General features: G+C 69.8%; 25 protein-coding genes and 1 pseudogene. 15 read left to right on the top strand and 11 right to left on the bottom strand.

All coding sequences use genetic code 11. The features are described 5' to 3' along the window. Together ACFWBT_RS14110 and ACFWBT_RS14105 are read left to right on the top strand one after the other, a co-directional pair. Positions 1–590, top strand: a pseudogene (locus ACFWBT_RS14110) (acyl-CoA dehydrogenase); the annotation flags it as partial. Positions 591–730: 140 nt separating this feature from the next. Then, on the top strand, positions 731–1,570 hold the full coding sequence (locus tag ACFWBT_RS14105) for an endonuclease/exonuclease/phosphatase family protein (protein WP_385699480.1): 840 nt from the start codon (positions 731–733) through the stop codon (positions 1,568–1,570). A 112-nt stretch (positions 1,571–1,682) separates the two neighbouring features. Here ACFWBT_RS14105 and ltaE read toward each other — a convergent pair whose 3' ends face one another. Together ltaE and ACFWBT_RS14095 are read right to left on the bottom strand one after the other, a co-directional pair. After that, entirely contained in the window at positions 1,683–2,810 is a 1,128-nt protein-coding gene (gene ltaE, locus ACFWBT_RS14100; protein ID WP_385699468.1) for a low-specificity L-threonine aldolase, read from the bottom strand. Positions 2,811–3,019: 209 nt separating this feature from the next. Continuing rightward, a complete protein-coding gene (locus ACFWBT_RS14095; protein ID WP_385699466.1) occupies positions 3,020–3,322 on the bottom strand; it encodes a helix-turn-helix domain-containing protein in 303 nt (100 codons plus the stop codon). A 67-nt stretch (positions 3,323–3,389) separates the two neighbouring features. On the opposite strand from ACFWBT_RS14095, the gene map reads away from it, so the two are divergent. Further along, complete coding sequence (gene map, locus ACFWBT_RS14090; protein WP_385699478.1) at positions 3,390–4,172, top strand: type I methionyl aminopeptidase; 783 nt, start codon at positions 3,390–3,392, stop codon at positions 4,170–4,172. Positions 4,173–4,308: 136 nt separating this feature from the next. On the opposite strand, the gene ACFWBT_RS14085 is transcribed toward map, so the two are convergent. Further along, complete coding sequence (locus ACFWBT_RS14085) at positions 4,309–6,117, bottom strand: RNA polymerase sigma factor (RefSeq protein WP_385699463.1); 1,809 nt, start codon at positions 6,115–6,117, stop codon at positions 4,309–4,311. 191 nt (positions 6,118–6,308) lie between these two features. On the opposite strand from ACFWBT_RS14085, the gene ACFWBT_RS14080 reads away from it, so the two are divergent. Next, entirely contained in the window at positions 6,309–6,653 is a 345-nt protein-coding gene (locus ACFWBT_RS14080; RefSeq protein ID WP_385699460.1) for a hypothetical protein, read from the top strand. Positions 6,654–6,932: 279 nt separating this feature from the next. After that, the gene (locus tag ACFWBT_RS14075) at positions 6,933–7,511 is read left to right on the top strand and encodes a hypothetical protein (protein ID WP_385699458.1); all 579 of its coding nucleotides are present in this window, start codon (positions 6,933–6,935) and stop codon (positions 7,509–7,511) included. Between the two features lie 188 nt (positions 7,512–7,699). Here the strand turns inward: ACFWBT_RS14075 and ACFWBT_RS14070 are convergent, their stop codons facing one another. Next, the gene (locus tag ACFWBT_RS14070; protein WP_385699475.1) at positions 7,700–8,176 is read right to left on the bottom strand and encodes a GNAT family N-acetyltransferase; all 477 of its coding nucleotides are present in this window, start codon (positions 8,174–8,176) and stop codon (positions 7,700–7,702) included. 267 nt (positions 8,177–8,443) lie between these two features. On the opposite strand from ACFWBT_RS14070, the gene ACFWBT_RS14065 reads away from it, so the two are divergent. Further along, positions 8,444–8,782: a hypothetical protein gene (locus ACFWBT_RS14065; RefSeq protein WP_385699456.1), complete on the top strand. Its 339-nt coding sequence runs from the start codon at positions 8,444–8,446 to the stop codon at positions 8,780–8,782. A 225-nt stretch (positions 8,783–9,007) separates the two neighbouring features. On the opposite strand, the gene ACFWBT_RS14060 is transcribed toward ACFWBT_RS14065, so the two are convergent. Beyond that, on the bottom strand, positions 9,008–10,144 hold the full coding sequence (locus tag ACFWBT_RS14060) for an ABC transporter substrate-binding protein (protein ID WP_385699453.1): 1,137 nt from the start codon (positions 10,142–10,144) through the stop codon (positions 9,008–9,010). A 471-nt stretch (positions 10,145–10,615) separates the two neighbouring features. Between ACFWBT_RS14060 and ACFWBT_RS14055 the strand changes: the two genes are divergently transcribed. Further along, positions 10,616–11,908 (top strand): MFS transporter, encoded by a 1,293-nt coding sequence (locus ACFWBT_RS14055; RefSeq protein WP_385699451.1) that lies wholly within the window; start codon positions 10,616–10,618, stop codon positions 11,906–11,908. Between the two features lie 274 nt (positions 11,909–12,182). Here the strand turns inward: ACFWBT_RS14055 and ACFWBT_RS14050 are convergent, their stop codons facing one another. Next, positions 12,183–12,587, bottom strand: coding sequence for a hypothetical protein (locus tag ACFWBT_RS14050; protein ID WP_385699448.1), 405 nt, complete (start codon positions 12,585–12,587; stop codon positions 12,183–12,185). Here ACFWBT_RS14050 and ACFWBT_RS14045 point away from each other — a divergent pair. Then, on the top strand, positions 12,579–12,848 hold the full coding sequence (locus ACFWBT_RS14045; protein WP_385699446.1) for a hypothetical protein: 270 nt from the start codon (positions 12,579–12,581) through the stop codon (positions 12,846–12,848). The two genes, ACFWBT_RS14050 and ACFWBT_RS14045, sit on opposite strands and share 9 nt — an antisense overlap. A gap of 197 nt (positions 12,849–13,045) precedes the next feature. On the opposite strand, the gene ACFWBT_RS14040 is transcribed toward ACFWBT_RS14045, so the two are convergent. Next, positions 13,046–13,981 (bottom strand): LysR family transcriptional regulator, encoded by a 936-nt coding sequence (locus ACFWBT_RS14040; protein WP_385699443.1) that lies wholly within the window; start codon positions 13,979–13,981, stop codon positions 13,046–13,048. 134 nt (positions 13,982–14,115) lie between these two features. Between ACFWBT_RS14040 and ACFWBT_RS14035 the strand changes: the two genes are divergently transcribed. Then, entirely contained in the window at positions 14,116–15,390 is a 1,275-nt protein-coding gene (locus ACFWBT_RS14035) for an MFS transporter (protein WP_385699442.1), read from the top strand. Between the two features lie 95 nt (positions 15,391–15,485). Here the strand turns inward: ACFWBT_RS14035 and ACFWBT_RS14030 are convergent, their stop codons facing one another. Beyond that, positions 15,486–15,953, bottom strand: coding sequence for an HIT family protein (locus tag ACFWBT_RS14030; protein ID WP_385699440.1), 468 nt, complete (start codon positions 15,951–15,953; stop codon positions 15,486–15,488). Between the two features lie 533 nt (positions 15,954–16,486). Here ACFWBT_RS14030 and ACFWBT_RS14025 point away from each other — a divergent pair. After that, positions 16,487–17,866: an FG-GAP and VCBS repeat-containing protein gene (locus ACFWBT_RS14025; protein ID WP_385699438.1), complete on the top strand. Its 1,380-nt coding sequence runs from the start codon at positions 16,487–16,489 to the stop codon at positions 17,864–17,866. Between the two features lie 75 nt (positions 17,867–17,941). Here ACFWBT_RS14025 and ACFWBT_RS14020 read toward each other — a convergent pair whose 3' ends face one another. Both ACFWBT_RS14020 and ACFWBT_RS14015 read right to left on the bottom strand, forming a co-directional pair. Then, the gene (locus tag ACFWBT_RS14020) at positions 17,942–19,513 is read right to left on the bottom strand and encodes an N-acetylmuramoyl-L-alanine amidase (protein ID WP_385699437.1); all 1,572 of its coding nucleotides are present in this window, start codon (positions 19,511–19,513) and stop codon (positions 17,942–17,944) included. Positions 19,514–19,779: 266 nt separating this feature from the next. Continuing rightward, the gene (locus ACFWBT_RS14015; protein ID WP_385699435.1) at positions 19,780–20,529 is read right to left on the bottom strand and encodes a D-Ala-D-Ala carboxypeptidase family metallohydrolase; all 750 of its coding nucleotides are present in this window, start codon (positions 20,527–20,529) and stop codon (positions 19,780–19,782) included. 311 nt (positions 20,530–20,840) lie between these two features. On the opposite strand from ACFWBT_RS14015, the gene ACFWBT_RS14010 reads away from it, so the two are divergent. Next, positions 20,841–21,893, top strand: coding sequence for a helix-turn-helix domain-containing protein (locus tag ACFWBT_RS14010; RefSeq protein WP_385699472.1), 1,053 nt, complete (start codon positions 20,841–20,843; stop codon positions 21,891–21,893). Here the strand turns inward: ACFWBT_RS14010 and ACFWBT_RS14005 are convergent, their stop codons facing one another. After that, positions 21,894–22,529, bottom strand: coding sequence for a hypothetical protein (locus ACFWBT_RS14005; RefSeq protein WP_385699432.1), 636 nt, complete (start codon positions 22,527–22,529; stop codon positions 21,894–21,896). It lies immediately after the preceding gene. A gap of 758 nt (positions 22,530–23,287) precedes the next feature. Between ACFWBT_RS14005 and ACFWBT_RS14000 the strand changes: the two genes are divergently transcribed. From ACFWBT_RS14000 to ACFWBT_RS13985, 4 genes are all read left to right on the top strand, one after another. Continuing rightward, the gene (locus ACFWBT_RS14000) at positions 23,288–23,680 is read left to right on the top strand and encodes a hypothetical protein (protein ID WP_385699429.1); all 393 of its coding nucleotides are present in this window, start codon (positions 23,288–23,290) and stop codon (positions 23,678–23,680) included. Positions 23,681–23,928: 248 nt separating this feature from the next. Beyond that, the gene (locus ACFWBT_RS13995) at positions 23,929–24,144 is read left to right on the top strand and encodes a hypothetical protein (RefSeq protein WP_385699427.1); all 216 of its coding nucleotides are present in this window, start codon (positions 23,929–23,931) and stop codon (positions 24,142–24,144) included. A 148-nt stretch (positions 24,145–24,292) separates the two neighbouring features. Further along, on the top strand, positions 24,293–25,279 hold the full coding sequence (locus ACFWBT_RS13990) for an alpha/beta fold hydrolase (RefSeq protein WP_385699424.1): 987 nt from the start codon (positions 24,293–24,295) through the stop codon (positions 25,277–25,279). A gap of 163 nt (positions 25,280–25,442) precedes the next feature. Continuing rightward, positions 25,443–25,580, top strand: a complete 138-nt coding sequence (locus ACFWBT_RS13985) for a hypothetical protein (RefSeq protein WP_385699421.1) — start codon at positions 25,443–25,445, stop codon at positions 25,578–25,580. Positions 25,581–25,584: the final 4 nt, after the last annotated feature.

Here is a 25,584-nt window from a genome sequence, read left to right as displayed (position 1 = left end):
GGCTCGAGGGCACGGTCCACGTCAACCTCGCGCTGATCCTCAAGTTCATGCGCAACCACCTGCTCGAACCGATCGGCCACCCCGCCGTGCCGACCCGTCTCGACGCCGCCGACGACGCCTTCCTCTTCCGGCAGGGACCGGCTCGCGGCCTGGGTTCCGTCCGCTTCCACGACTGGCGCCCCGCCTACGACGCGTATGCCGAGGTCCCGAACGTCGCCCGCTTCCGGGAACAGGCCGACGCCCTGTGCGAGTTCGTCACCACCGTCGCCCCCGACGAGGAGCAGAGCCGCGACCTCGACTTCCTCCTTTCCGTGGGGCAGTTGTTCGCGCTGGTGGTGCACGGCCAGCTGATCCTGGAGCAGGCGCGTCTGACGGACCTGGACGAGTCCGTGCTCGACGAGCTGTTCTCCGTGCTCGTCCGTGACTTCTCCGGACACTGCGTCGAGCTGCACGGCAAGGACTCCGCCACCGAGCGGCAGCAGCGCTGGGCACTTGGCGCGGTCCGGCGTCCTGTCGTGGACGAGGAGCGTTCGGCACAGGTCTGGAGTCGTGTCGAGGCATTGTCCGGGGCGTACGAGATGTCGCTGTAGGCGGCACAGCCACGAGGTCGTGCGCAGCAGTCGCCCACGCGGTGTCGGCCGTTGCGCATGACCGTTCCCGGCCCCGTTGCCACGTCCCGTAGCCTCGTGCGGGAGACGTCGGATTCGTGTGCGTGCACATTGAGGAGGCGATGGTGCTCGGGAAGGGCACACGGTTGCTCGCCGGCGCCGTGATCGCGGCCTGCATGGTGCTCCTGGGCCCCAGCGCACCGAGCGGTGCCCTGTTCGCCCGGCCGCTGCCCGCCGGCGCCGCAGGGGATGTCGTACCGAACCGGGTCATGACGTGGAACATCTGCAACCCCTGCGCGGCGAACAACGTTGACCGGGCAGCGGAGATCGCCACGTATGCGCCCCAGGTCATCGGCCTGCAAGAAGCGTGCGTGCGCGACGTCGAGAGGATCCGGGACGACCTGGAGAGCTTCTACGGGCTGGTGTACCACGTCGAGTACGGGACGGTTCTTCGGAATTGGGGCCGCTGCGGTGGAGCGCCGTGGAGTCCGGGAGCCTTCGGACAGGCGGTCCTCTCGGCGGCACCGATGACAGACCGCGTCATCGTGGAATACCCCGACGGAGGATCCGAAGACCGCGGCTACATGGCGGTCACCACCACGGTGGGCGGCCGGCCGGTCCGGGTCTTCAACACACACCTGGCCCAACGACGTCAAGAAGCGGTCCGAGCAAGCCAGATCGGTGTGCTCGCCGCAGCGGTCGCCCGGCATGACCGTGCGATCGTTCTCGGCGACTTCAACGCCGTGCCGGATGCTCCCGAACTCGCCCGGATCTGGTCACTGGCCGCGGATACAGATCCCCGGTGTCATCCCTCGCCCGTCGGCACCTGCGCGCCGACCACCGACTGGCACAGCAAGTTCGACTACATCTTCCTGCGAGGCATCGTCCCGCTCGAGCACCGTGTCCATCCGACCCCGTACTCGGACCACCACCAGCTGTACACCGATCTGGACCCGACTTGAGTGGCATCGCGGCCGACTCCGTCGGCTCCCTTCGGCCACTGAACCTGCTGTCCCGGTCGGGAAAACCGCGCGGAACACCAGGACACGAGCGCGGACCAACGGCCCTTCAAGCTCAGCGTGTTGCCATCTCGGCCACGGTCTCGCGCACGATCCGCACCGCGCGTTCCGTGTCGGCGCGTGTCACGTCCAGGTGGAACACGAAGCGCAATTGACCCGTGTATCCCCCACACAGCAGGCCACGCCGTGCCAGTCGGTCGCGGAGATCGTCGGTCTCGAGGCCGGGAGCGCACTGTGCGAAGACCATGTTGGTCCCGCTGGGCTCCATGGTGAGACCCTCGACGTCCTTCAGTCCCTCGGCGAACAGCTCGGCGTGCGCATGGTCGTCCGCGAGCCGCGTGACCTGGTGGTCGAGCGCGTGGAGTGCCGCGGCGGCCAGCACGCCGGCCTGTCGCATCCCGCCGCCCAGGACCTTGCGCCAGCGCCGTGCACCGGCCACGAACTCTCGTGATCCCACGAGCGCGGAGCCGACCGGCGCGCCCAGGCCCTTGCTGAAGCAGACGGAGACGCTGTCGAATTGTCCGGCGATCAGCCGTGCCTGCTCGTACGGGTCGTCCCCACCGGCAACTGCCGCGTTGAACAGCCTTGCCCCGTCGAGGTGCGTGGCGAGTCCGTGGTCGCGGGCGATCTGGGTGGCGGTCTTCAGGTAGTCCGTCGACACGACCCGGCCACCGATGGTGTTCTCCAGGCAGAGCAACCGTGTGCGCGCGAAGTGCGGGTCGTCCGGTTTGACGGCCGCTGCGATGTCCAGCGGGTCCAGCGTCCCGTCCGCCCGATGCGGCAGCGGCTGGGGCTGGATGCCTCCGAGCACGGCGGCACCTCCACCCTCCCACCGGTACATGTGGGCCATCTGACCGGCGATGTACTCGTCCCCGCGGCCGCAGTGGGTCAGCAGGGCACACAGATTGCTCTGTGTCCCCGAGGAGACGAACAGCGCGGCCTCGAATCCGAGCAGCCCGGCGATCCGCTCCTGGAGCGCGTTGACGGTGGGATCATCACCGAAGACGTCGTCCCCCACCTCGGCCTCGGCCATGGCCCGGCGCATCGCCTCACCGGGCCGGGTGACGGTGTCGCTGCGCAGATCGATGAGGTGGCCGGGTGCCCCCTGGGCGGCATCGGTCACGCTCTCGGCAGGGGAGACTTCGACGGCGTCGGCGGGACGGGCGGCATCAGTGGTCGGCACACGCACACTCTGCCACGTCAGGCGCGGCCTCGACCGCCGGGGTGGCCGAGGCCACTCCGACGATCCGAAGGGCGCGGCCCAGTCGCGGATCTCGACCCAGAAGGCGTCCGTCCCCTGTGGCGAGTGCGGCGCATTGAAGCGGGAAGCCCCCGGAAGGGGCAGCCGACCCAGGCTGGAATCCCCGGACTTCAGGCCAGGGGCACGTCACGTCAAGAGGTCAACTGCTCACGTGCGTTGCGACCAGAGTCGGTCGGCTCGACGCCACGTTGGGGCCGGCTGATCTCGGCCCACACCGCGTCGAGGGAGAGGCCGAGGACATCGGCGATCGCCGCGACGGTCGGGAAGGCAGGGGTGGCCACCCGCCCCGACTCTATTTTCCGGAGGGTCTCCGGTGAGACGCGTGCGTCGAGCGCGGTGGCGAGCATCGAGCGCTCTCCCCTGGCTCGACGCAGGAGGGCGCCGAGGCGCTGTCCGCGTTCGACCTCTGCGGGAGTGAGCGGCAACCTGACCATGGCTCCGATTCTAGTACCGGTATAGTTTGGCCGGTATAGTAATTGGTTGCGCGAGAAGGGCGCCGCATTGATCGAGATCCTGAACCCCACCCGACTGGCCCGAGCAAAAGAGACAGGCGCCCTGGTCGCTGACATCCTGCAGACGCTGAAGAGCCGTAGCACGATCGGCACGAACCTCCTGGACGTCGACCGCTGGGCCAAGGCCATGATCGTCGAGGCTGGAGCGCAGTCCTGCTATGTCGACTACGAGCCGTCCTTCGGACGCGGCCCGTTCGGCCACTACATCTGCACGGGCGTCAACGACGCCGTGCTCCACGGACTGCCGTACCACTACACTCTTGCCGACGGCGATCTGCTGACGCTCGACCTCGCCGTCTCCAAAGGCGGAGTCGCTGCGGACGCCGCCATCAGCTTCCTCGTGGGCGACACCAAGCCCCCGGAGAGCGTCGCGATGATCCGTGCGACCGAACGCGCGCTGGACGCCGGGATCGCCGCTGCCGGGCCCGGGGCTCGCATCGGCGACCTCGCTCATGCCATCGGCACGGTCCTCAGCGAGGCGGGGTACCCGATCAACACCGAGTTCGGAGGTCATGGCATCGGATCAACGATGCACCAGGACCCGCACGTTCCGAACACCGGACGGCCCGGCCGTGGATACAAGCTGCGCCCTGGGCTGCTGCTGGCACTGGAGCCGTGGGTCATGGCGGACACCGCCGAACTCGTCACCGATGCCGACGGGTGGACGCTCCGAAGCGCGACGGGTTGCCGGACAGCACATAGCGAGCACACGATCGCCATCACCGACGACGGAGCCGAGATCCTCACCCTGCCGAAGCAGACGCAGCCGTGAGGCCGGAGCCCCCGTGCTCCCCCTCTCCAGGCACCGCATCGCGATTCGCTGGTGAGATCAACGGCTGCCCATGCCTCACATCAACGCTGCCTCGACTCCCCGACACCGGTGGGTCAGCCTGCAAAGGCGGCTGAACCTAGGCCGTACCGCCCCATTGCGGGGTCGGCCTGGCCGGGTCCGTGGCGGTGATGGGTTTGCCGTCGGCCCAGTTCCTGTAGGTGATGCCGAAGGTGTCGACGGGCTTCTCACCCGCGTACCCGTCCGTGCGGGTGACGGGGATGCTCAGTGTCAACGATGTCGGCAGGTGGCGGGAGTTGGTGGTCAGGGTGAAGGTTGCCGTTCCGGACGGGGAGGTCTTGAGGTACGGGCGATAGAAGGCGCCCACCGTCGGATCGGCCGCCAGCTCGCTCAAGGCGGCGGTACCGCGGAGAGTTGGTCCACTGTCCTTGCCCTTGCCCTTCACCTTCTCCTTCTTCTCCGTGAACGCCGACGCCTTCTCGATGAGCGCTGAGAGATGTGCGGGTTGTGCGAGCCACTGAGCTTCCAGGGCGTTGCGGACGGAGAGGTCGGCGACCGTGTCGGTGACGGGGACGACTTTGGTGGCTCCGTAGGCTCCGGCGCCCTTGGTGGTCGGTGTGTTGTCCGGAGTGACGTACGCGCTCCCGCCGACCAGCACGATGTCCGGCGGAGTCCAGTTGTGGCCCTCGCCGTAGTCGTACAGCACATGTGTCGCGGCTCTGACGGGCTTTCGGGTCATGTCGAGCCGGCCCTGTCCGACGAAGAAGTTCGGGTCGCCCGGGGGCCTGGCGTTGATGTCGAAGGCGACCAGTCTCTGCTTGAGCATCGCGGAGGTGATGGCGGATGCCGCTGCGGCCCGCTGGTCCGGAGCGGCATTCGGCGCCGCGCCCGCGTTCAGAGCGCGGAGGGCGAGCAGGGCGAGGGCGGTCGTCACGGCGACGGCCGCTCCGGTCCGGACAGCCCGGCGCCGGATCGTCCTGCCCTTGCCCGGCGGTCGGCCGTCCGGAGGTCCGGGGGGCCAGGGCGGCGGTTGAGCTGAATGGCTGGGTACGCCGGTGGAGTTGGAGACTTCTTGGAGGGCCGACTCGACCCGCTCGCGGAAGGCGGCGGCCAGGATGACCGGAATGGCGACCGGGGCGGCTTGCCAGATGAGCCGTTGCTCAGTGGTGCGGCACGCGGAGCAGTTGCCGCAGGTCCGGCAGGTGCTGTAATGCTCGACCACGCGTTCGGCCAGGGCCGCGGTGTAGCCGGGGCCGTTCTGCCGCTCGTGCTCCGCCAGCAGCTCACCGAGCACCGCACACCGGGTCGCGCCGTCCCGGACCAGCAGCAGGACGTGGAACCGCTTGGCCACGAGCTTGTCGAGCTTGGTGCACGCCTTGCTGACGGCGTTGGGGTCCTCGCCCTTGCGGGCCGCGATCTCTCGCCCTGTCAGCCCTCCCAGGTTCCGCAGTCGATAGAGGTCCCGCTGATCGTCGTCGAGGCTCTCGAACACCGTTCCCAGGAGCCGGTGAACCCGTTCGAGGCGGATGAGGTCGTGGCCCGCCTCGACGACGCGTTCGCGTTCTTTCAGCTCTTCGACCGATCCGTCGGCCATGCCCGGGCGCTCCTTGCGGCCTCGCGACCAGTACTTCAGCACCCTGCGCCGGGCGACCTCGACCAGCCAGGCCGCGAGTTGGTACGGCGGTCCCAGCGATACGTACTGGTCGAAGTAGCGGAAGGCGTCGACGAACGTGTCCTGCACGATGTCCGGCGCGTCGTCGGCGTCCACCCGGCCGGCGACGAATCGCAGGACGACGGGGCGGTGGCGCTCCGCGATCACGGCATAGACGTCGGCCCGGGCGGCAGGGTGTGGGTACCGCGCCAGTAGGCGCAGCAGTTCCTCGTCCGTCTCGTCGGCCAGTGTGCGACGAGAAGCCCGCTCATTCATCCAGCGCCTCCGTGAGCTGCGGAAACGGCAATCGGAGAAAGCCTGTTGAAGAAACTTGCTCGGAACGCGGGAAAAATCCGCCGGACCCGGCCTGACCCTCCGTACGGCCCCGAGCCCGAGGAGGCACCCATGTTCCGTACAGGAGGGCGTTCCACGCCCGGTCGTCCCGTCGTCGCCGGTGGGTGGTCCTGATGAGTGTCTTCTCCCGGGCGCTGGCGGTTTCTGCGGGAGCGCCGCTCGCGGTTCTGAGTGTCTGGCACGGCTGGCGGGGGCTCGCGCTCGCCGCCCTGGTCACGCTGGTCGCAGGTCTCGGCCGGGAGGTCGTGGGAGCCGTGTCCCGCTGGGTGCTCGCACCCGCACAGCGCCAGCAGCGCTGGCTGCTCAAGCACGGCCACGTCGCCGGGCAGTTGACCGCGCGACAGCTGGTCGAACTGACGCAGGCGACGCACGCGGCGGAGCTGTCCGCGCGTCCCGAAACAACGTCCCCACCCGCGACTCCCCCCTCCGCACCGCGCACGGACACCACAGGCCCGTGACAGAGGTGCCCCCCAGTCCCCATACGCCCCTCCCCCGCCCAAGCACCCACGCGGCGTCCCATGCTAGAGAGGACCACCTCATATCAGGGCTACTTCGACGAAACGCCCCACGGGGAGGCCGGACACCGTCCGGCCGCCCGCGGGGTGGCGTCTCACGGCGTGCCGACTGGTCCGTGGCCATGCCCGCCGCCACCCCCGAGGGCCGACAGCCAGCCCGGGTCGAGCCGCATCAGAACGCGGGGGGTGGGGGGCAGTCAGCACCGTAGTGGTGTCGGCGGCGTGGCCGAACGGGCAGCGACCGGAAAGCCCGCGGTGAGGAAGTCGACCGAGGCCGAGACGAAGGCCACCGCGTCGGCGCCGTCCTGCGCGGGCGGGGCCGTCCGGTGGACCTCGGTGCACCGGGAGTGGCGACTCACCGAGGTCTCGCCGGTCGTGAACGTCCGCAAGAGCGACGGTCGGGTCACGTTTCACCCGGGGCTCGTACGCAACATAGTGCCCCAGGTCAGCACGAGCGACGACCGCGTAGCAGCGCACCAGGTCCTCGCCGCGCTCGCCAAGCGCCTCAAGTGGTGGGACGTCGACCAACTGGCCGCTCCGGGGAAGGAGTCCGCCGATCGTCGGCGCTACCCCGCCAAGGTCGACTCCCTCGGGCACGCGGGGCGTCTCGTCGAGGCCGAGGAAGTCCAGACCGTCGACGCGAGCTTCACCGTGACCTGCCCCGGCCGTGACGTCTACGGCAGCGTGACCACCTGGTTCGGCGATGTGAGTGCATCCCTGGCCTGCGGCGTGAACCCCCACACCAAGGAGTCCTGGGTCCAGGAGGCCTACCGGCTGACGTGCGGTCCGCTCGGCCGCTGAGGAGCAGACCGGGCGGCTTCGGCTTCCCTCCGGGCACGCCGAGATCCTGCCCGACGGGTGTGACGCTACGCCGCACGGCACCGCGCGAACCGGCCGGCGGAACCAAGACCAGGGCCGCTGATCACCTTGGGTCCAGATCATCGCCTGGAGTCGACTGCGGCCCGCGGAGTAAGTGCGTGAGCGTGCGGTCAGTGGAGCAGGGTGAGGAGCACTTCGTCGACTTCCTCGCCTCGTGCGTTCGCGAAACCCCGTGCGCTGCCGGAGACTTCGAACCCACACTTCTTCAGGACCTGGATCGAAGCGACGTTGTCCGCGACCGCGCGGGCGTGCAACGGACGCTCCGTCGCGACGCCGATGAGCTTCCGCAGCGCGGCGGTGGCTGCTCCTCGCCCCCAGTACTGCCGCCCGATCCAGTACGTGACCTCGCGTTCCTCGGGCGGTCCGAACACGCCGGCATGCCCGACGACCTCGTCGCCGTCGCCAAGGACGGTGCGCGTGATGACCGTCGAGTCTTGGCGGATCCGTGCCCAGTGTGCCTGGAACAGCGCGTTGTCCGATGGGTCCTTGGCCGTGAACGCCGCCATCCGGACCGCCTCGGCATCGGTCGTATGGGCGAAGAAAGTGGGCAGATCGGTGTCTCTCACTTCTCGCAGCGTTACCTCCACAAAGCCCTCCCCGGCTGGTGATCGTGGGCGGTCAGCAGTGTGACTCGCCCGTAGTGCCTGCGCTGTCAGCACCACCGCACCGTCTGCTTCACGATCATAGGATTCACTACAACTCCTCTCCGCACCAGGCCGGCCGCGCTCGTGCTCACTGGGTGTTGGGAGGCCACCGAGGACGCGCCCTGGTTTCCGTGCGCCGGTAGGCACGTCCGCGGCGCGATCACTCGGACCTGCCAAGGGCGCCGCGTTCCCAAGATCTAGGCTCTGTGCATGACCGACGAAGAAGTGATGGCGCGCGTCGTCGCGATCCTCACCAAGACACGTGAGTACGTGGGGGAAGACGCCCCGGAACCGGACAGCGAAGGCGATGTCCTCCTCAACGAGTTGGTGAAGGACATCTTCCCGAGGAGCGTGGACATCGACGACGATGCCACCCCGCAAGAGGTCGCCAACGCCATCGCCAAGGCGATGAGCGGCCCGATCTTCGCAGCTTTCGGGGCGTTCGCCGCGGCCTTCCATCAACTCGCGGCGGAACACGATCGCGATGATCCCGAGGTCTCCTCCGCCCAGGTGCTTCGCGACCTCGCTCTACGCGCCAGCAGCGAGTGACAGGTGATCTGCAGCCCCGTCCGCAGGGAGCCTCCGGCTTCCGGCCTCCGGCTCGGAGTCTGGGGCACCTCGGTGCGCACCTCCGGCAACAACGCCGCGCGGCACCGGGGCAAGCCGTCCTCGGTCCTCGCCGGAATGCAGCACGGACGCTGCGCGGCTTCGTCCCGCACTACGTGTGGGTGGAGGCCCCCGGGTCCCGGCCACCGCTCGGATCTCCGTGCTGCCTCAGCCTGCGTGAAGGATCCGAAAGCGTTCCGGTTCCGTCGGATCTCGATCCACGACCTGGACCGGCGCCCAAGCCCACTGCCAAACGCCGATGCCCGGCGCGCGGGAGAACTCGATCAACCCGCGGGTGCCCTCGACCGCGACGCGCGACCAGGATTCGGCACTGCGCGCCCGGTCCGTGCCGTGAGATCGCAGCACTTCGGCGAGGACCGTGATCGTGTCGTAGCCCTCGAAGGCGACGAAGGAGGGCGCTTCGGCCAGGCGCTCGCGGAGGACCGTCTCGACTCGTACCCCGAGCGGGCTGAGGCGTTCGGGCAGGTAGCGCAGGAACGGGATCGCGGCGCCGTCGTCACCCAGCAGCGTCGCCCATTCGGCGAACTCCGGTTGCCCGGCGGGAGCACCGATCAGGATCTCGGCGAGGCGCTCGTCGCGGCGGACTGACGTGACGATCGACACCGCCGGCTCCGGGTGGCCGACCAGAAGCAGGAGGGCTGTCGCGCCCTTGTCGACGAGTTCGTCGCATACGGCCGTGGGGGCCAGTGCGCGCACATCGAGTTCGATGACGGTGCCGCCGTGTGGAGCGAGGTAGTCCCGCAGGATGCGGGTCCCCGATGCCCAGTAGACACTCGGCTGGGTTGCTACGGCGATTCGGCTGTGGCCCGCGCCGAGGAGGAAGTCTGCGTAGATCTGCCAGCCGTGGGACTGCGCCGGGGCGAGGCGCGCGACCCAATCCGTCGGTTGCTCCGTGAGTGCGTCGAGAACCGCCGAGGAACAGAGGTAGGGCAGGCCGAGGGTGTCGGCCCGGGCGGCAGCGGCGCGAGCGACGACGCTGTGATACTCGCCCGCCAAGGCAGCCACCCCCAGGCGAGCCAATTCGTCCACGGCCGTCGCGGCCTTCCGTGGATCAGCAGCGGTGTCGCGGACCACCAGCTCGAGCGGTCTTCCGACGATCCCCCCGGCGTCATTGACGTCGCGAACGGCCGACTCGAGTCCAGCGAGCAGGTGTTCGCCCGCCTCGACCCACCCAGGCCGAGTCAGCGGAACGAGAGCGCCGATCCGGACGGATGACCGGACCGATGACCGGACGGATGTTCCGTCAGTTCGCTCCGCTCCAGGTGGCGATGGTGGCGCGTTCATGCGTGGCGTCTCCCGTGTGACGAAGCGGTTGCAGCCTGCCCGGTCAGCAGAGTGGCGAGGCCCGGTGGTACGTGCTCATCTCATCCCGCCCTGGCGGGCGCACCCGGGTGGCCGTGCCGGACATTGGATCCATCACCATCGCCAACAGGCAACCCGTTATGTGTTCGCTGAGCAGTCCTTCAAAAGATCACCCGACTCACTGACGACCACCAGCGCTCGCCGAAGCCGTAGGCACCACGCATCAAACATGCAGCACAGCTTAACAATCCGTGCAAACTTTGTTGCTTGTCTTATGGAAGTGGCCAAGGCACTGTTCAAAGCCGGACACCCGCCAGAAGGCGAACCGTGCTCATCGGCCGGCGAGGAACCCCCTCCCCTTCGGCCCGACCTGCGCCCACCACCCCGTAGGCCCTGCCGACAAAGCCGCCGAGTCACAGCGACGCCTCACATCAACCACAGGACCAACAGGCCATGCAACCCGACTCCCCCTGGCGGAACTCCGACTTCCGCACCCTGTTCACCGCGACCGCTTTCGGCCAGCTCGGCACCAACATCGGTTACGTCGCCGTTCCGCTCATAGCCGTGTCCGCTCTCGACGCGAGTCCCGGCCAGGTCGGGGCACTTGCCACACTGAGCACGGCCGCCTTCCTCCTCATCGGCCTGCCCGCCGGGGCATGGCTGGACCGGATGCGTCAGCGGAGGGTGCTGATCGCCGCCGACCTGGCGCGAGCCGGCCTGTACGCCACCATCCCGCTGGCGTGGTGGCTGGACGCACTCACACTCTGGCAGTTGTACGCGGTCGTCCTGCTGCACGGCGGCGCGACCGTGTTCGCCGACGTCGGCGCACAGAGCGTGCTGCCCCAACTGGTCGGCCGCGCCGACCTCGTCCGGGCGAATGCCGCCGTGAATACCCTCATCGCCGCCGGAACCGTGGTCGGTCGCGGCGCGGGCGGAGGGCTCGTCCAGCTGCTGACGGCTCCCGCTGCCGTGGTATCCGCAGCCATGGGGCATCTGCTCTCCGCCCTCCGACTCACCGCCATCCGTCGCACACCGCCCCCGCCCCCGCCCCGGCAGGCCACCCGGCTGGGACCGCAGGTCACCGAGGGCCTGCGGCACGTCTTCGGCAACAGGGAGCTACGGGCCCTCGCACTCGCCTCCGCCTGTTCCAACCTCGGCTCCCAGATCTTCAACACCATGCTCCCCGTGCTGTTCGTCCGTGAACTCGGCCTCCCGGAAGGCGTACTGGGCCTGTTCTGGGCAGCAGGCGGCGTCGGCCTCCTCCTGGGCGCCCGCTGCGCCGGCATCATCGCCCGCCGCCTCGGCCACGGCCGTGCCCTCCACCTGGTCGGCCTGTACATGGCACCCGCAGGGATGCTCGTACCGTTCGTCGACCGTGGCCCCTGGCTCTGGGTGGCGGGAACCGGCTGGCTGCTGACCATGTTCAAAACAGGCGTGAACAACGTGCTCGGCGTGAGTCTGCGCCAACGCATGACCTCCACCGCCCTGCTCGGCCGCATGAACGCCACCTTCCGTTTCCTGCTCACCGGCGCGCTCGCCGTCGGCGCCGCCGCGGCCGGAGTCATCGGCGCACTGGCGGGCGTGCACACCACGCTCTGGGCGGGCGGCGTCTTCCTCACGATGTCCTTCCTGCCCATCCTTCTCTCACCGGTCCGTACCAGGCGCGAACTGCCGCAGCAGAAGGAAGAGGAGCGGGCCGACAGGCGCCCGGCAGCGGGGGCTGAGTCCGGGGCGGTCTCTGAATGACGTCAGGTGGGTGGCGAGATGCACCGGACATGGGACTCGATCTGCAGATGCACAACGCCCGTCCGTTCCGGCCCAGTCGGCGCTCACCTCGGGGCAGTCGGTTCAGCTCGCCCGCGGCGGAGAGGACGCCAAGGACTCGGTCACCCGCGCCCTCGACGGTCCTGCTCCGTGCGGGTCGATCGGACGACTGAGAGAGCCGAGCAGGCAGCGGAGCCGGGTCGACCTGTGGTGACGCTCGGCGTTTCGTGTACGTCGTTGAACGCCTGTTCCCGGATCATTCCAGCTCTTCCCACGTCCAGGGGACCGCAGCACTCCCATCGGGTTCACGCCCGTATCTGAACTGTTCCTGGTGACCGCCGATCATGATGAACGCACCGAATAGCCCTGCAGCTGGAAGTCGTTGGGCCAGGACCTCCGCCTGCTTCTGCGCGCCGACCTTCCGCAGCACCTTCAGGAGTTGGGTCGCGGCGGGCGGGTTGTCGAGGGAGGCGTGGGCGGCGGCCTGTTCGGCCAAGGCCTCCGCCTGCTCCTTCGCCCCGACCTTCCGCAGCACCCTCAGCAAGTGGGCCACGGCGTCCGGGATGTCGAGATGGACGTGGGCGCCAGGGTCGCGGGCCAGCAGTGCAGCCGCCTGCTCCTTCGTCCCGACCCTCCGCAGCACCCTCAGCAAGTGGGCCACGACGGACGGGTTGTCGAGGTGGACATGGGCGGCGGGATCGCCTGCCAAGAGTGCGGGCGCCTGCTCTTCCGCCCCGACCTGAGCCGCGGTGTACGGGGCACCCTGCTGCTCGCCCTGTCCACTGCCCTCAACATCGCGATCACGGCGGGCCTGTTGGCTCGCCGATCCGGCGCCGGCATCCCCCAGGCGGTACTCACCGGCGCGGGCGCCGCAGCCACCAGCCTGGGCGTCTACTTCGCCGCGGTCGCCGCGTACACGTGACCGTCGATTCTGTCCGCATCCGCCTGCGACTAGGAAGGACGACCAGCGCGGGCTCACATGAGGGAACCCAGGCGCATGACAGCAAGCTGCTGTCGGTGCGCATCATGGTCAGGGCCAGGCCGGTGATGGGGTCCCAGATCCGCACGGTCCCGTCGTCGCCGGCGGTGGCGAGCCAGGGTGGTTTGCCATGCAACCAGTCAGCGCGGAATGACCCAGCCCGGCACCCACGTCCCGGCGGTGTCGTGGCCGGCCGCTGCGGCGGCGAGGTGGGCGCGGAGGGCGGCCAGCGCCGGGTGGGGGTTGTCTCGGTGCCAGAGGAGCGAGTGCGGGTAGACGGGCGTCGGGTCGGTCACCGGGATGCGGCGCAGATCGTGGCCGGCGGGCCAGACGAGGCGGGTCTGCCCGCCCATGAAGGTGGCCAGGGCCGGGGTGTCGGCGACGGTGTCGAGGAGCGCGTCGGAGCCGAAGTTGGGGCCGGTCGCCTCGATGGTGAGGCCGAACTCGGCGACGAGGTCGTCGTAGTAGACGGCCCATTCGGTGCCGGGGACGATGCCGGGCATCCAGATCCGGTGCCCGGCGAGCTGAGCGAGGGGCACCGACCGGGCGCCCGCCAGCGCGTGCCCGGGGCCGGTGAGGAGCTGGAGCGGCTCGTCGAGCACCCGGACGGACTCGACGTCCTCCGGAAGGGGCCGGCCGGGTACGGCGACAGCGCGGAAGGACGCGTCGATCTCACCGGACCGGATGGCGGCGACAGCCGTCTCGATGTCGAACAGCCACACCACGTCGAGCTCGATCTCGGGGTGCGCCCGGTGGAACCCGCGCATGAGACCCGACGCCGCGCCGCGCGAGGCGATCACGTCGACGCGCAGCGGACGACGGCCGGTGCGCACGGACGTGACCGCTCGCTCGGCGACGCGCAGCAGCTCGCGCGCGTGGGGCAGGAACGCCTGCCCGTCGATGGTGAGCTCGGCACCGCGCGGGGTGCGGGTGAACAACCGCACGCCGAGGGTGCGCTCCAGCGCGGCGATGCGCTTGGAGACGGCCTGCTGGGTGACCGCCAGCTCGGCGGCGGCCTCCTGGAACTGCCCCGCGTCGGCGGCGGCGACGAAGGTCCGGACGGTATCGAGGTCCATGTCGACACTCTAGGCGGCACAACCGTTGGTTGTGGCCTGGCGGCCTCGTGGTTGTTTGACCCCTGCGTACGGTGCTCGCTTTGATGCTTCCGATCGCGGATCGGTTGTGCAGGTGAGTGGCGAGGGGCGTCGGCATGAGGAGCGGGGACCGGCTGGGGCATCTGCTCGGACATCGGCTGGGGCGGCGGTTCGGGTGGCTCTGGGGAGCGTACGGGACCAGCGCGCTCGGCACCTGGCTCGCGTTCGGCGCGTTCCCGCTGATCGCCGTCCAGGTCCTGCACGCCGGACCGGCCGAGGTCGCCGCGCTCTCCTCCGTGGGGGCCGCGGTGGGCGCTGCCGCGGCGGTGCCGCTCGGCCCCTGGGTGGAGTTCCGCCGCAAGCGACCGGTCCTGATCGCCATGGATCTGGTGCGCTGCGCCGCGCTGCTGACGATCCCCGCCGCGTTCGCACTCGGCGTGCTCACCTTCCTGCAGCTCCTGCTGGTGTCGGTCGTCGTCGCGGCGGCCGACATCACCTTCCGCGCCGCCTCCGGCGCCTACCTGAAGACGCTGCTGGCGGCCGAGGACCTGCTCGTCGCCAACGCCCGGTTCGAGTCCACGGCCTGGACGACCACGATCATCGGACCACCCCTGGGCGGCGCGGCGATCGGGCTCCTCGGTCCGGTGGCGACGGTGGTGGCCGACGCGGTCAGCTATCTGCTCTCGGCCCTGGGCATTCGCGCGATGGGCGGGCACGAGCCGCTGCCCGAGCGCCGGAAGGCCGCGCGCATGCGGGCCGGTGACCTGCTCGACGGCTGGCGGTACATCCTCGCCGACGCGACGCTACGTCCGCTGTTCTTCAACACCGCCTTGTTCAACGGCCTGGTGATGGCCACCCAGCCACTACTGGCCGTCCTCATGCTCGGCCCACTCGGATTCGCCCCGTGGCAGTACGGCCTCGCCTTCGCCGCGCCCTCGATCGGCGGGCTGCTCGGCTCACGGCTGGCCCGGCCGCTCGTCACCCGCTTCGGGCAGCACCAGGTGCTGGTCGCAGCCGGCGCACTGCGCGCGCTCTGGCCCGTCGGACTGGCCTTCCTCGGGCCGGGCGCCGGCGGGCTGCTGCTGGTGATGGGCGTCGAGCTCGGGCTCATCTTCTGTTGCGGAGTCTTCAACCCCGCCTGCGCCACCTACCGCCTCCAGCGCACCGCGACCGACCGGGTCGCCCGCACCCTGTCCGCCTGGTCGGTGACGACCAAGGCCTCGACCGCGCTCCTGACGGCCGTCTGGGGCGTGCTGGGCGGCCTGCTCGGCCCGCGTACGGCCATCGGCCTGGCCGGCATGCTCCTGCTGGCGACCCCGCTGCTGCTCCCCCGCCGCGCGGCAGCGCCTCTCTCCGAGCCGGAGCCGGAGCCGACACCGAACCGTGCCTGACGGACGGCTTCGACCGTCCCTCATCACCACCACCGGGCTCACCTGCCGCGTCACGGAGCAGGTGAGCCCGACCCGGCCTCCAGGCACGGAGGATGTCAATGAGCGTTCGGGTGCCCCTCGAGGTGGGCTCGGAGTGAGTCGGCCATCCGGTCTGCCTGGGCAGCCGTCACCCGCTCCTGCTCCGGTCGCCGGAGCAGCTCGAAAATGCCCGGCCCACGATGCTCTGGCCGCAGATCCGCCCTGCGCGGCACGATGTGGAAGTGCAGATGCGCGAAGCCCTCGGCTTCGGCGAATTGGACGACGTAGGTCTTGTAGCAACCAGTCACGCTCCGGAGAGCCCGGGAGAGCTTGACCTGCCACACCCCTAGAGCAGACGCCTCAGCGTCGGTGAGGTCATGGATCGCCGTGACGTGGCGCCGGGGCAGCAGCACCAACCAGCCGGGAACCGCGGTGTCCAAGGCGTGGGCCACCCGCCAGTGGTGGTCGTGCACCACGCGCTCGCGGGGCGGAAGGTCGCCGAACCCTGCTTCCTGGCTGCAGGTGTAGCAGTCGAGAGTCGTCATGGACCGAGAGCGTAGAGCTGTGGTGCCGCCCGGTCCCGGAGTCCCACTGGGACTGACCGCTCCCCCGTGCCAGGCCCTCTACCGGCCACGTCCGACCGGGCCGACGCGTCGCGGCTCGGCCGGCCCTCATCCCGGACGCGACGGCATCGGGTGCGCGCGATCCGGGAAAGACAGGCACCGTCATCCGGTCGGCGCGACGGGCCGGACGAGACGCCCTGGCGCGGGGTGCGCAGCCCATCGATGAGCACGGCGACCACGCGTCGGTTGTACCCTGTCCCTTCGCCGGGGACAGGCAAACTCGGTGTACCGGCGCAGCCACTCTGCGAGCGCCTCTCCCGGCTCGTGGACGGCACCGAGTCGCGGTCCTCAAGGTCCGCTCACCGGCAATGAGCCTTCTGAGGGGGCTCCACGGTGCCCTGGACACCGCGTGCCGCCGCCTTCGGTATTCAACGGCCGGCGCGTACAACCTGAACGCCTGTCCGCGTGTCTTGCAGTTGTCAGTGTGCTGTCCCGTTGTCCCCGGAGGCTCGTCCGTGCGCCGTTCCCTTGCCATCGCCGTCGCCGTCGCCGCAATCGTGATCGGCCCGGTGTCCGCCGCCGGACCGGCCGGAGCCGCGCCGGCAGCACCTGTGCCGGTCACCGACTTCAACGCCGACGGCTACGCCGATCTCGCTGTCGCCGCGCCCGCGGCAACCGTGGCCGGCCGGGACGACGCCGGGTACGTCACCGTCCTCTACGGGTCCGCCGGCGGTGTCGACACCGCGCGCCCCCAGCTCATCAGCAGGGCGTCCGCCGGTGTTCCTGGTGACGTGGTGGACTACGACTCCTTCGGCCGCACGAGCACAGCCCGCGATTTCGACGGCGACGGCTACACCGATCTCGTCCTCGGCTCCGAGAACGGGCCGACGATCGTCCTGTGGGGCTCCAAGGCCGGTCTCAAGGACGCCGTCGCCCTCTCTCTCCCTGCGCACAACGGCCCCCTGGCCGCCGGTGACGTCAACGGCGACGGGCATGCCGACCTGGTGGTCGGCACGGGTCTGGTGGGTGTGGAGTTCGGCCCGATCACCCGGGCAGGCAAGTCGGCGGGCCGCACCGTCGTCCCCTTCGGCGACGAGGAGGACAGCCGCTACGACTTCATCGTGGGCGACGTGACCGGCGACGGAGCCGACGACATCATCACCACCCACGGCTTCGAGGACCAGGGACTCGGAACACGTCTCTGGAAGGGCGGCAAGGACGGCTCCGTCACCCGAGTCCCGGGATCGACCACTCCGTCCTCGGAAGGAGTGATCGCCGACTTCGACCGCGACGGCTACGGCGACTTCGCCACCTTCAAGTTCGGCACGAGCCACGAGGACATCGTCACCCGCCCCGGCACCGTCGAGATCCGCTACGGCTCGCCCTCCGGCCTCTCCACCCGGACAACGACGATCACCCAGAACACGCCCGGAGTGCCCGGCGTCAACGAAGCCGGAGACCAGTTCGGCCGCGCGCTGGCCGCAGGCGACGTCACCGGGGACGGCTACCCGGACCTCGCGGTCGGTGCGCCGGGAGAGGCCATCGGCAGCACCAAGGCTGCAGGCAGCGTCGTCCTTCTCAAGGGCGGGCCGAAGGGCCCGACAGGCAGCGGAGCACTCGCGTTCTCCCAGTCCACCTCGGGAGTCCCCGGGGCCTCGGAGCGGGACGACTACTTCGGTGACGAGGTCCTGCTCGCCGACATCAACGCCAACAACCGTGCGGACCTGATCGTCGCCGCCCCCTGGGAGGACGCCCCGCAGACCGACTCCGGCGCCGCCTGGGTCCTGCGCGGCTCGAAGGACGGCCCGGTCACCAAGAACATCGCAAGCTTCACCCCCGCCAGCCTCAACACACCAGGAACCGAGGCCCACTTCGGTTCCCTGCTCGCCCGCTGAGCCTCGCGGACCAAGGGTCCGCCCACCCATGGGGCAGCGTTCCGGCGGGGGCCGTCTCACGCGATCCGATCTCGGTCAGCGACCGGCTTGCAGGGCGCTCCAGGTTGCGGGGCCGACCGTGCCGTCGACGCTCAGCGCGCGACTGCTCTGGTAGTCCCGGACCGCCTGGTCGGTCCCCGATCCGAAGTCGCCGTCCGCGGAGACGGTCCGTCCCAGAGCGGCCGTGAGAGTCCTCTGAAGACGCTGTACGTCGGAGCCCGTGCTGCCCTGACGGAGCACCGGCACGCTGCCGGCGGAGAGGAGCGCGGTCCAGGTGTGCGCGCCGACGACCCCGTCGGCGCCGAGCCCGCGGGCCTGTTGGAAGGCGGTGACGGCCGCGGTGGTCTTCGAGCCGAAGCTGCCGTCCACGGTGCCCGCGTCGAATCCCTGCCGGTTGAGGAGTGACTGTACGGCCGACACCTGAGCCCCGGAGGAGCCGGCGCGAAGGGTGTCGTAGGACGGGAAGGTCAACTGGACGTCACCTCCGCCTCCCGTGCTGCCGCCGACCAGCTGCATGTAGTACGTCCAGTTCCAGTTCGGTCCCGGATCGGTGTGATCGTTGCCCGGCACCTCCGAGTGTCCGACGATGTGGGCGCGGTCCTTGGGGATGCTGTAGCGGTTGCACAGGTAGGCCGTCAGTGCCGCGGAGGAGCGGTACATCGCGTCCGTGAACCAGCTCGGGTTGTCGATGTATCCCTCGTGTTCGATGCCGATGCCGGATGCGTTGCCCGAACGGGCGTGCCAGGCCGTGTCCTTGTCACGAACCATCTGGGTGATCTGGCCGTCGGAGGAGCGCACCACGTAGTGGGCGCTGACCTGCGACGAGGGATTCTGGAACCAGCTGATCGTCCCGGCGTAGGAGCCCTGGGTGACATGGATGACGACTTTGCTGATCGTGGCCGTGCGGCCTACGGCGTAGTTGGCGGAGTTGGCTGCGACCCATAGGGCCGGCGGGTAGTCCGGGCTCTGCGCGGCAGGCGCCGCGGCGGTCTCGTAGCGGCCGCGTTCGGGGGCGACGGGGCGGGCGCTGACGGTCAGCTCCTCGCCGTCCGGAGTACGGGCGGTCACGCCGTCGGCCAGGAAGGTGTAGACAGTGTCGGCGTAGAGGCGCGCGGCGGAGGGGGCGGTCGCGCCGCCGTACCGGGCGATCAGCGGATACCAGGCATCGGCGTCATGCCGCTCGGCTCGGCCGAGGCCGGCGTCGTCGGCGTAGGCGCGCAGGACGGCCGCTCCGCCGCGGATGTTCGCCGCGGTGTCCTGGCGCAGTTCGCGGGGTGCCTCACCGGTGAGCCGGGAGGCCAGTTCCAGGGTGTGCTGACCGGGGTTGCTCACCAGGTGCATCACGCCGTAGCCGCCAGCCTGGCTCGGCAGGCCCGCGTGGTCGTCGAGGTGGGTTTCTCCGTATCCGAGGGCGATCAGGACATCGCGCGGCACGTCGAACTCGGCCGCCGCCCGGGTGAAGGCGCGGCTGACGGGGCCCGGGGTCGTGAGGCCCTCGGCGCGGGGCGCGGCGCCGACGGGCTGCACGGCGGCGACCAGCACGGTCAGGGTGCCGAGGACGGACAGGGTTGCGCGCCGCAGGGGTATGCGCGACGGTCTGCGGTTCATGGGTGTGCCTCCAGGTGGGGACTGTGGCTTCGGGCGCGTGAGGGCAGAGCCCGGGTGCATCGGGTGACGGGTGGCGGGTGGCGGGTGGCGGGTGGCGGTTCGCTTCGGGCGCCGGGCCGCGGAGCCGCGGGGCCGGGGACCTCGCCGGAGTCCCCGGACCAACCCGGCAGAGCCCGGCTCGACACGGGTCAGGTCGGACCGAGCCGGGCTTCCGGGCTTCCGGAGGTCCGGGCCTCCGGGCCTCCGGGCCTCCGGGCCTCCGGGCCTCAGATGGTGCCGCTCTCCCACCACCAGGCCCGACCGAGGTCCGCGCGGCTGTCGACATGCTGGTGATCGACGGTGTACCGCTCCAGCCCGGAGAACCCGCAGGTCTCCGCTTTCTGGTACACCGTGCGGTTGCTGACACCGGGGACGGTGAGGTCGGCGGCGGTGCCGTAGAGGTGCATGCTGTCGCTGGCCCCGCCGATCTCGGCGTTGTGCGCGATGTTGCGGAAGCCCGAGTTCACGGTGATGGGCGTGTTGCCGAGCTTCTTGCGCAGCGCCTCCAGCTTGTACATGCAGCGACGTGCGTTTTCCCGGACGGCGGCAGCGCTCACCTTGCCGCCGTCGAAGGTGCCGCTCGACCGGTCGGCGAACTCGCTCCAGTTGAAGTGGGCCGTCGAACCGTCCGACTGCTCCAGGGCGTTGAGCTGCGCCTGGGTGGCGGGTCCGGCGCTGCCGTCGACGGCCAGTCCGTAGGCCGCCTGGAACCTGCGGACCGCGGCGGCCGTACCCGGGCCGAAGTCGCCGTCGATGCTCACCCGGGACCGGCTGGCCGAGTCCGCGGCCCAGCCGGCGATCCGGATCTGCAGTTCCGTCACATCCGCTCCGTTGGCGCCCTGGTTCAGGGTGCGCGACCAGTTGTAGGCATGTGCGGTGCCCGACAGAAGCAGGGGGCCTGCGAGGGCGCCCACGGTCGCGGCGAAGGTTCCGCGCAGGATCGCGCGGCGGTTCAAGGGACGCAGAGGGGAGGTCATCGTGATTCCTTGGGGGGACACGTGCGCGGGTGCGGCGCTGGGGCGGGGGGATGTCAGTACGCGAGCTGGAACGGCACGACCTGGGTGACGGGAAGGGCGGCGAGCAGTGCCGCTGCGGCCGGGCGGGCGAAGGTCATCGCCATCGGATTCCTTCTCCGTTCGGGGGCAGGCGGAAGGAGCGAGAGACACAAGAACCGCATGGGGTGTCGCGAGGCCGGTGCGACGGGGCGAGTTCATGCTCCGGTCTACGCCTCTACCTGTCATGCTCATTCGAACGTGCTGAAATATCGCAGGTGGAAAGGGTGTTGGCCGTGCTTCGCTTCCACTTCTCTGCTGAGGATCTGGCCAGGACCCGGGTCGCTGCCGCCCCGCACCCGATGTGGGAGATCGCCTCCAGCCTGCACCGCTTCCAAACCCCCGCGGGCCGTTGGGCGTACGCGCACTGGTACGGGCCCGCTCGTGAGCGGCTTCGGGAAGCGGGCCTCGAAGACGTGGTGCGGCGGGTCCTGTTGCCCCTTTTCCCGCGCGCGTCCTACTTCCCCGACTTCCTCACCCCGTTGGAAGGCACCGCCGGGTTGGAGGCCGGGCTGGAGGCGATCCTCCGCACGCCCTCGGACCAGGTCGCGACGCAACTCGCGGCCCTCGCCCGGGTCGCCCGGGTGCCGGCCTGGCTCGGCCGGCTGACAGAGCAGGAGACGCGAGGCGAGCTGGTGGGCATCCTGCGCGCCTACCACCGGACCGTCATCGCACCCCACGAGGAGTGGGTGCACGAAAGCCTGCACACCGAGCGGATCCGGCTGGCCCGTCACCTGCTCGACGGGGGCACCGAGGGCCTGCTCGAAGGGCTCGCACCGACCGTCCGGTGGAAGCACCCACGCCTAGAGATCAGCACGTATCCGACGGAACACGACATCCACCTGAAGGGCCGCGGGCTGCTGCTGATTCCGTCGTACTTCTGCTGGAAGGGACCGATCTCTCTCGCGGATCCGGGGTTACCCCCCGTCCTCATCTACTCCCTGCCCCACGAGGTACCCACCACGCCGTCCAAGTCGGCGTCCGACAAAGCCGGTTCGCCGCCGTTGCAGGTGCTGCTGGGCCGGGCCCGGGCCGCCGTCCTACAGGCCACGGCCGCCGGGGTGACCACCACCGAAGCCGCCCAAAGGGCCGGAGTCACACCGGCCACCGCCACCCATCACACCACTGCGCTGCGCGATGCCGGACTCATCACCAGCTACCGCAACGGCAACACCGTGATCCACACGCTGACCCTGATGGGGGCGACCATGCTGAGCAAGAACCAGAGGGTTCCCCTCCAGGCAACACATCAGCTCATCACCACCCGCGAGCGTGACCGCCCCCGTTGATCAGCTCAGCAATGCAGCCACAGCGAGTAGGTCGTCAACTGCGGTGTGGGTGGCAGCCCGCTTGGCCAGGGCCAAGGCCTGCTGCTCCGCTCCGGCCCACCGCAACTCCATGAGCAGCATGCGCAATCCCTGCGGGTCGTCCAGGAGCATGTGGGTCGCGGCCCGCTGGGCCAGGATCATGGCCTGCTGCTCCGCCCCGACTTTGCTCAACTTGCCCAGTAGCGCGGCTACACCGTGCGGGTCGTGGAGAGCAACGCGGGTGGCGGCCAGCTGGACGGGACGGTGATCGAAGGGATGCAGGATGTGCAAGCGGTCGACGAAGAGGCTTGCGGCCTGCGGGATGCCCTGAGCGGTGGCCTGTTTGTAGAGCTGAGCCGCGTCGCGGTATAGCCCGCGGCTCCAGGCAGCGTTTCCGAGTCCGGTCAGATCGGCTGCGTGCGCGTAGGTGGCGGCTGCGTTCCAGAAGTCGATGGGCGGTATCTGGTCGGCGCGGTGGCGACCGTGCTGGTCGAGGTAGTCAGCCAGTCGGTAGTGCGGCCCGTGCGTGTCCCGGTCGGGCGTGCCGACGGGGCTGGCGGCGCTTGGACGGCGGTTGCGTTGCGGGCGGGTGCCGGTGGTCTTGACGGGGGTGAGCATGCCGGGGATGCCGTTGCAGTCCTGGGTGGCATGCTCGAGGGCTTGCGTGAGAGGCAAAGGCCCTGAACAGCGACAACGCCTTGCCTCCGGGTGCACTTGTCGCAACTCGGAGTTGATCTCGATACGGGGACGAGCAGAGGAACGAGTCGGTCGGCCAACCCCTTCTGATCCGCACCCCCTGGAGGTACTTGATGCCCCGCACCCCTGCTCGCCTCTCACGCCGCGAATGCTTGGGCCTGGCTCGCGCTGCCCTCGGCGGCGCCGTCTCCGGCGCTGTCCGGGCCCTCCTTGCCTGGGCGATGAATCAGCACACTTCTTGACACCCCCGCCCAGGCAGCGCTCGCTCCCGCATCCACGCCACAAGGGCCGTTGGCTCACGGTGTGGCGCACCGCGACGAGCACCCGGCTCAGCGGGCTCGCCACACGGACCCTCCCCCCATCGATCCCGGTGGTGATGACGGTCGTCGCGGATCGCAGTTCGTCAACCACGGCCGATGCCGACCTCTCTCCCGGTTCAACGGCGAGGCCTCGCCGCGCAACCGCCCGGCCCGGTCCGGGCCCATCCGGCACTGTTTGTTTGTCATGCCCACCGTATGATCATTCGGACCGGGGGTTGCGTTGCATCGGTTGGCAGCCCCCAACATCAGGGCCCCTCCGACCAAGGCGCCCTTCATCACGGGAGACTGTCAAAAGTGCAGAGTTTCAAGCGATTCCTGGGCACAGCTGTGGCCGTAGCCAGTCTGACGGGTGGCGTAGTCATGACGGGGGCCGGGAGTGCTTCCGCTGACCCGAACTTCACGTTCAGTGTGGACAGGAACGGCAAGAACTTCAGTATCGAGGTCTACAACAACCACGTGCGCGCCGGCTTCGCGGACTGGAATGCCGACCCCGACAACTCGATCAGCCCGCCCATCCCCGGTGACGCCCTCGAAGTCCGCGACATCCTGGGCGACGGCTGGGGCATCGAAGCCGAAGCGGCCGTGCAGTCCAACGCGACCGGTTACCGCAAGGCGACCACGCGAGGCCATTCCGCGTACTACAACTCCGGCTGGAAGACCGGCAACATCGCGGAGGGGACCCCGATCGTCGTCAACGTCTGCGCCGTAAAGGGTGACAAGGCCCAGTGCGGTTCCGCATACGGTCTGGCCTAGCCAGACCTTCCTGCGGAGTGCTCGACAGCCGCCCCGCGCGTGCCGTCCATCGAGCGCTGAGGTCGTCCAGCGAGCGTCTGCGCCATGTTTGACGACCTGCAACACAAAGAGGCCCGGCCGGTTCACGGCCGGGCCCTCGCAGGTCTGCCGGGCAACGCCGGGATCAGACAGGAGGATCGCGGACGAGGCAGCCGTACCGCGCAGGGTGGGCAGAACCTCGTGATCAGCCGTGCGGAGCGATTCGGCACATGCCGGCAAACGCGCGCCCGGCCCTGCTGCGTCTGCGGGTCAGCGGCGCCGTACTGCGAGTGGAACTTTGGGACAGCAACCCCGTCATGCCGTCCGCCAAGGCCCCAGCCCCACGGAGCATCGGCCACCACGGCCTGGAGATTGTCCAAGCCCTCGCCCGCACCGCCACCACCGAGCAGACCGCCGCCGAGGTGGGGGACGAGCTGGGCGAGTGACGGGACGCGTTTGCCGAAGCAGCAACAGGAATCGCGGCGGCCGCCACGCCTGCCGCATGATCATTGCCTGAGCCGTAGGCCCGCTGCCCCTGGACCGGCCGGTGGCTCACTCGGCGCACTCGGATCGATCGACAGCCCTGGAGGATTCATGTCGCAGCCCGCCCAGGTCACGGATGCCGCACATCGTCTGGTCCCCTCTCCCGCCGGGAGGATCCACCTGGTGGAGCAGGGCGTCGGGCCCTTGGTGTTGCTGGTGCACGGATTCCCGGAGTCCTGGTATTCCTGGCGCCACCAGTTGCCGGTGCTGGCGGCGGCCGGATACCGCGCGGTCGCCATGGACGTCCGCGGCTATGGGCGTTCCTCCAAGCCCGAGGGCGCGGCCGCGTACCGGATGCTCGACCTGATCGAGGACAACGTGGCCGTGGTGCGAGCGCTCGGCGAGGCGACCGCGGTGATCGTCGGGCACGACTGGGGCTCGACCATCGCCGCGAACTCCGCCCTCGTCAGGCCGGACGTCTTCCGCGCGGTCGGCCTGCTCGGCGTTCCCTACGCGCCCCCTGGTGGTCCGCGGCCCAGCGAGGTCTTCGCGCGGATGGGCGGCGACGAGGAGTTCTACGTCTCCTACTTCCAGGAACCCGGCCGGGCCGAGGCCGAGATCGAACCCGACGTCCGCGGCTGGCTCGCGGGCTTCTACGCCGCCCTATCGGCCGAGACCATGCCCGCACCCGGAGCCCCGGACCCGCACTTCGTCAGCCGCGGCGGGACACTGCGTGACCGGTTTCCCGCCGGACGGCTGCCCGCGTGGCTCAGCGAGGACGAACTCGACGTCTACGCGGGAGAGTTCGAGCGCTCCGGCCTGGCCGGAGCGCTCAACCGCTACAGGAACATGGACCGGGACTGGGAGGACCTCGCCGACTTCAACGGCAAGCCCATCACCCAGCCGTCCCTGTTCCTCGGCGGGGCGCTGGACGCCTCCACCACCTGGATGGCCGAGGCGATCCAGGCCTACCCCACCACCCTGCCCGGCCTGGTCTCCTCGTACATCCTTGACGGCTGCGGCCACTGGATTCAGCAGGAGCGCCGCGAAGAGGTCAACGAGATCCTGACCGGCTGGCTCGCCTCCCTACCGGCCTGAATCGCCTGGCGGGAGCTCTGTTCCCGCAGGCACTGGGGCCGTTCTCGGTGAAGGAACCCCTGGAGCTGGTCGGCGGGCCCCTGCGCGAGGCCTACTCCCACACGTGGCAGGCGGACGACGTGACCGGAACCTGCCGCTGACTCGCCGCAGGTGCGCCAGCAGTGTGCTCGATCCCTTCCGCTCGGGCCGCCTGCAACATCGCGAGCGCTTCAGCGGTCAACTCAGCGTCACCTACCCGAACGATCGCCTGGATGCCCAATCGGCTGCCGGTGAACGTGAGGCCTTCCCGGCCACGGCCTGATGAT

It is taken from the genome of Streptomyces sp. NPDC060027, from assembly GCF_042737005.1.
Taxonomy (GTDB): domain Bacteria; phylum Actinomycetota; class Actinomycetes; order Streptomycetales; family Streptomycetaceae; genus Streptomyces.
The sequence above is the reverse complement of the archived record's forward strand: the minus strand, read 5'-3'. Positions and strand labels throughout refer to the sequence as shown.

Bases quoted from the DNA above. Each gene is read 5' to 3' on its own strand.
- ACFWBT_RS14065 (WP_385699456.1), top strand. From the start codon at position 8,444: ATGACCGACGAAGAAGTGATGGCGCGCGTCGTCGCGATCCTCACCAAG.
- ACFWBT_RS14015 (WP_385699435.1), bottom strand. From the start codon at position 20,529: ATGACCTCCCCTCTGCGTCCCTTGAACCGCCGCGCGATCCTGCGCGGA.
- ACFWBT_RS14095 (WP_385699466.1), bottom strand. From the start codon at position 3,322: ATGGTCAGGTTGCCGCTCACTCCCGCAGAGGTCGAACGCGGACAGCGC.
- ACFWBT_RS14060 (WP_385699453.1), bottom strand. From the start codon at position 10,144: ATGAACGCGCCACCATCGCCACCTGGAGCGGAGCGAACTGACGGAACA.
- ACFWBT_RS14055 (WP_385699451.1), top strand. From the start codon at position 10,616: ATGCAACCCGACTCCCCCTGGCGGAACTCCGACTTCCGCACCCTGTTC.
- ACFWBT_RS14020 (WP_385699437.1), bottom strand. From the start codon at position 19,513: ATGAACCGCAGACCGTCGCGCATACCCCTGCGGCGCGCAACCCTGTCC.
- ACFWBT_RS13995 (WP_385699427.1), top strand. From the start codon at position 23,929: ATGCCGGCAAACGCGCGCCCGGCCCTGCTGCGTCTGCGGGTCAGCGGC.
- ACFWBT_RS14000 (WP_385699429.1), top strand. From the start codon at position 23,288: ATGACGGGGGCCGGGAGTGCTTCCGCTGACCCGAACTTCACGTTCAGT.
- ACFWBT_RS14030 (WP_385699440.1), bottom strand. From the start codon at position 15,953: ATGACGACTCTCGACTGCTACACCTGCAGCCAGGAAGCAGGGTTCGGC.
- ACFWBT_RS14080 (WP_385699460.1), top strand. From the start codon at position 6,309: ATGAGTGTCTTCTCCCGGGCGCTGGCGGTTTCTGCGGGAGCGCCGCTC.
- ACFWBT_RS13990 (WP_385699424.1), top strand. From the start codon at position 24,293: ATGTCGCAGCCCGCCCAGGTCACGGATGCCGCACATCGTCTGGTCCCC.
- ACFWBT_RS14105 (WP_385699480.1), top strand. From the start codon at position 731: ATGGTGCTCGGGAAGGGCACACGGTTGCTCGCCGGCGCCGTGATCGCG.
- ACFWBT_RS14085 (WP_385699463.1), bottom strand. From the start codon at position 6,117: ATGAATGAGCGGGCTTCTCGTCGCACACTGGCCGACGAGACGGACGAG.
- ACFWBT_RS14005 (WP_385699432.1), bottom strand. From the start codon at position 22,529: ATGCTCACCCCCGTCAAGACCACCGGCACCCGCCCGCAACGCAACCGC.
- ACFWBT_RS14035 (WP_385699442.1), top strand. From the start codon at position 14,116: ATGAGGAGCGGGGACCGGCTGGGGCATCTGCTCGGACATCGGCTGGGG.
- ACFWBT_RS14040 (WP_385699443.1), bottom strand. From the start codon at position 13,981: ATGGACCTCGATACCGTCCGGACCTTCGTCGCCGCCGCCGACGCGGGG.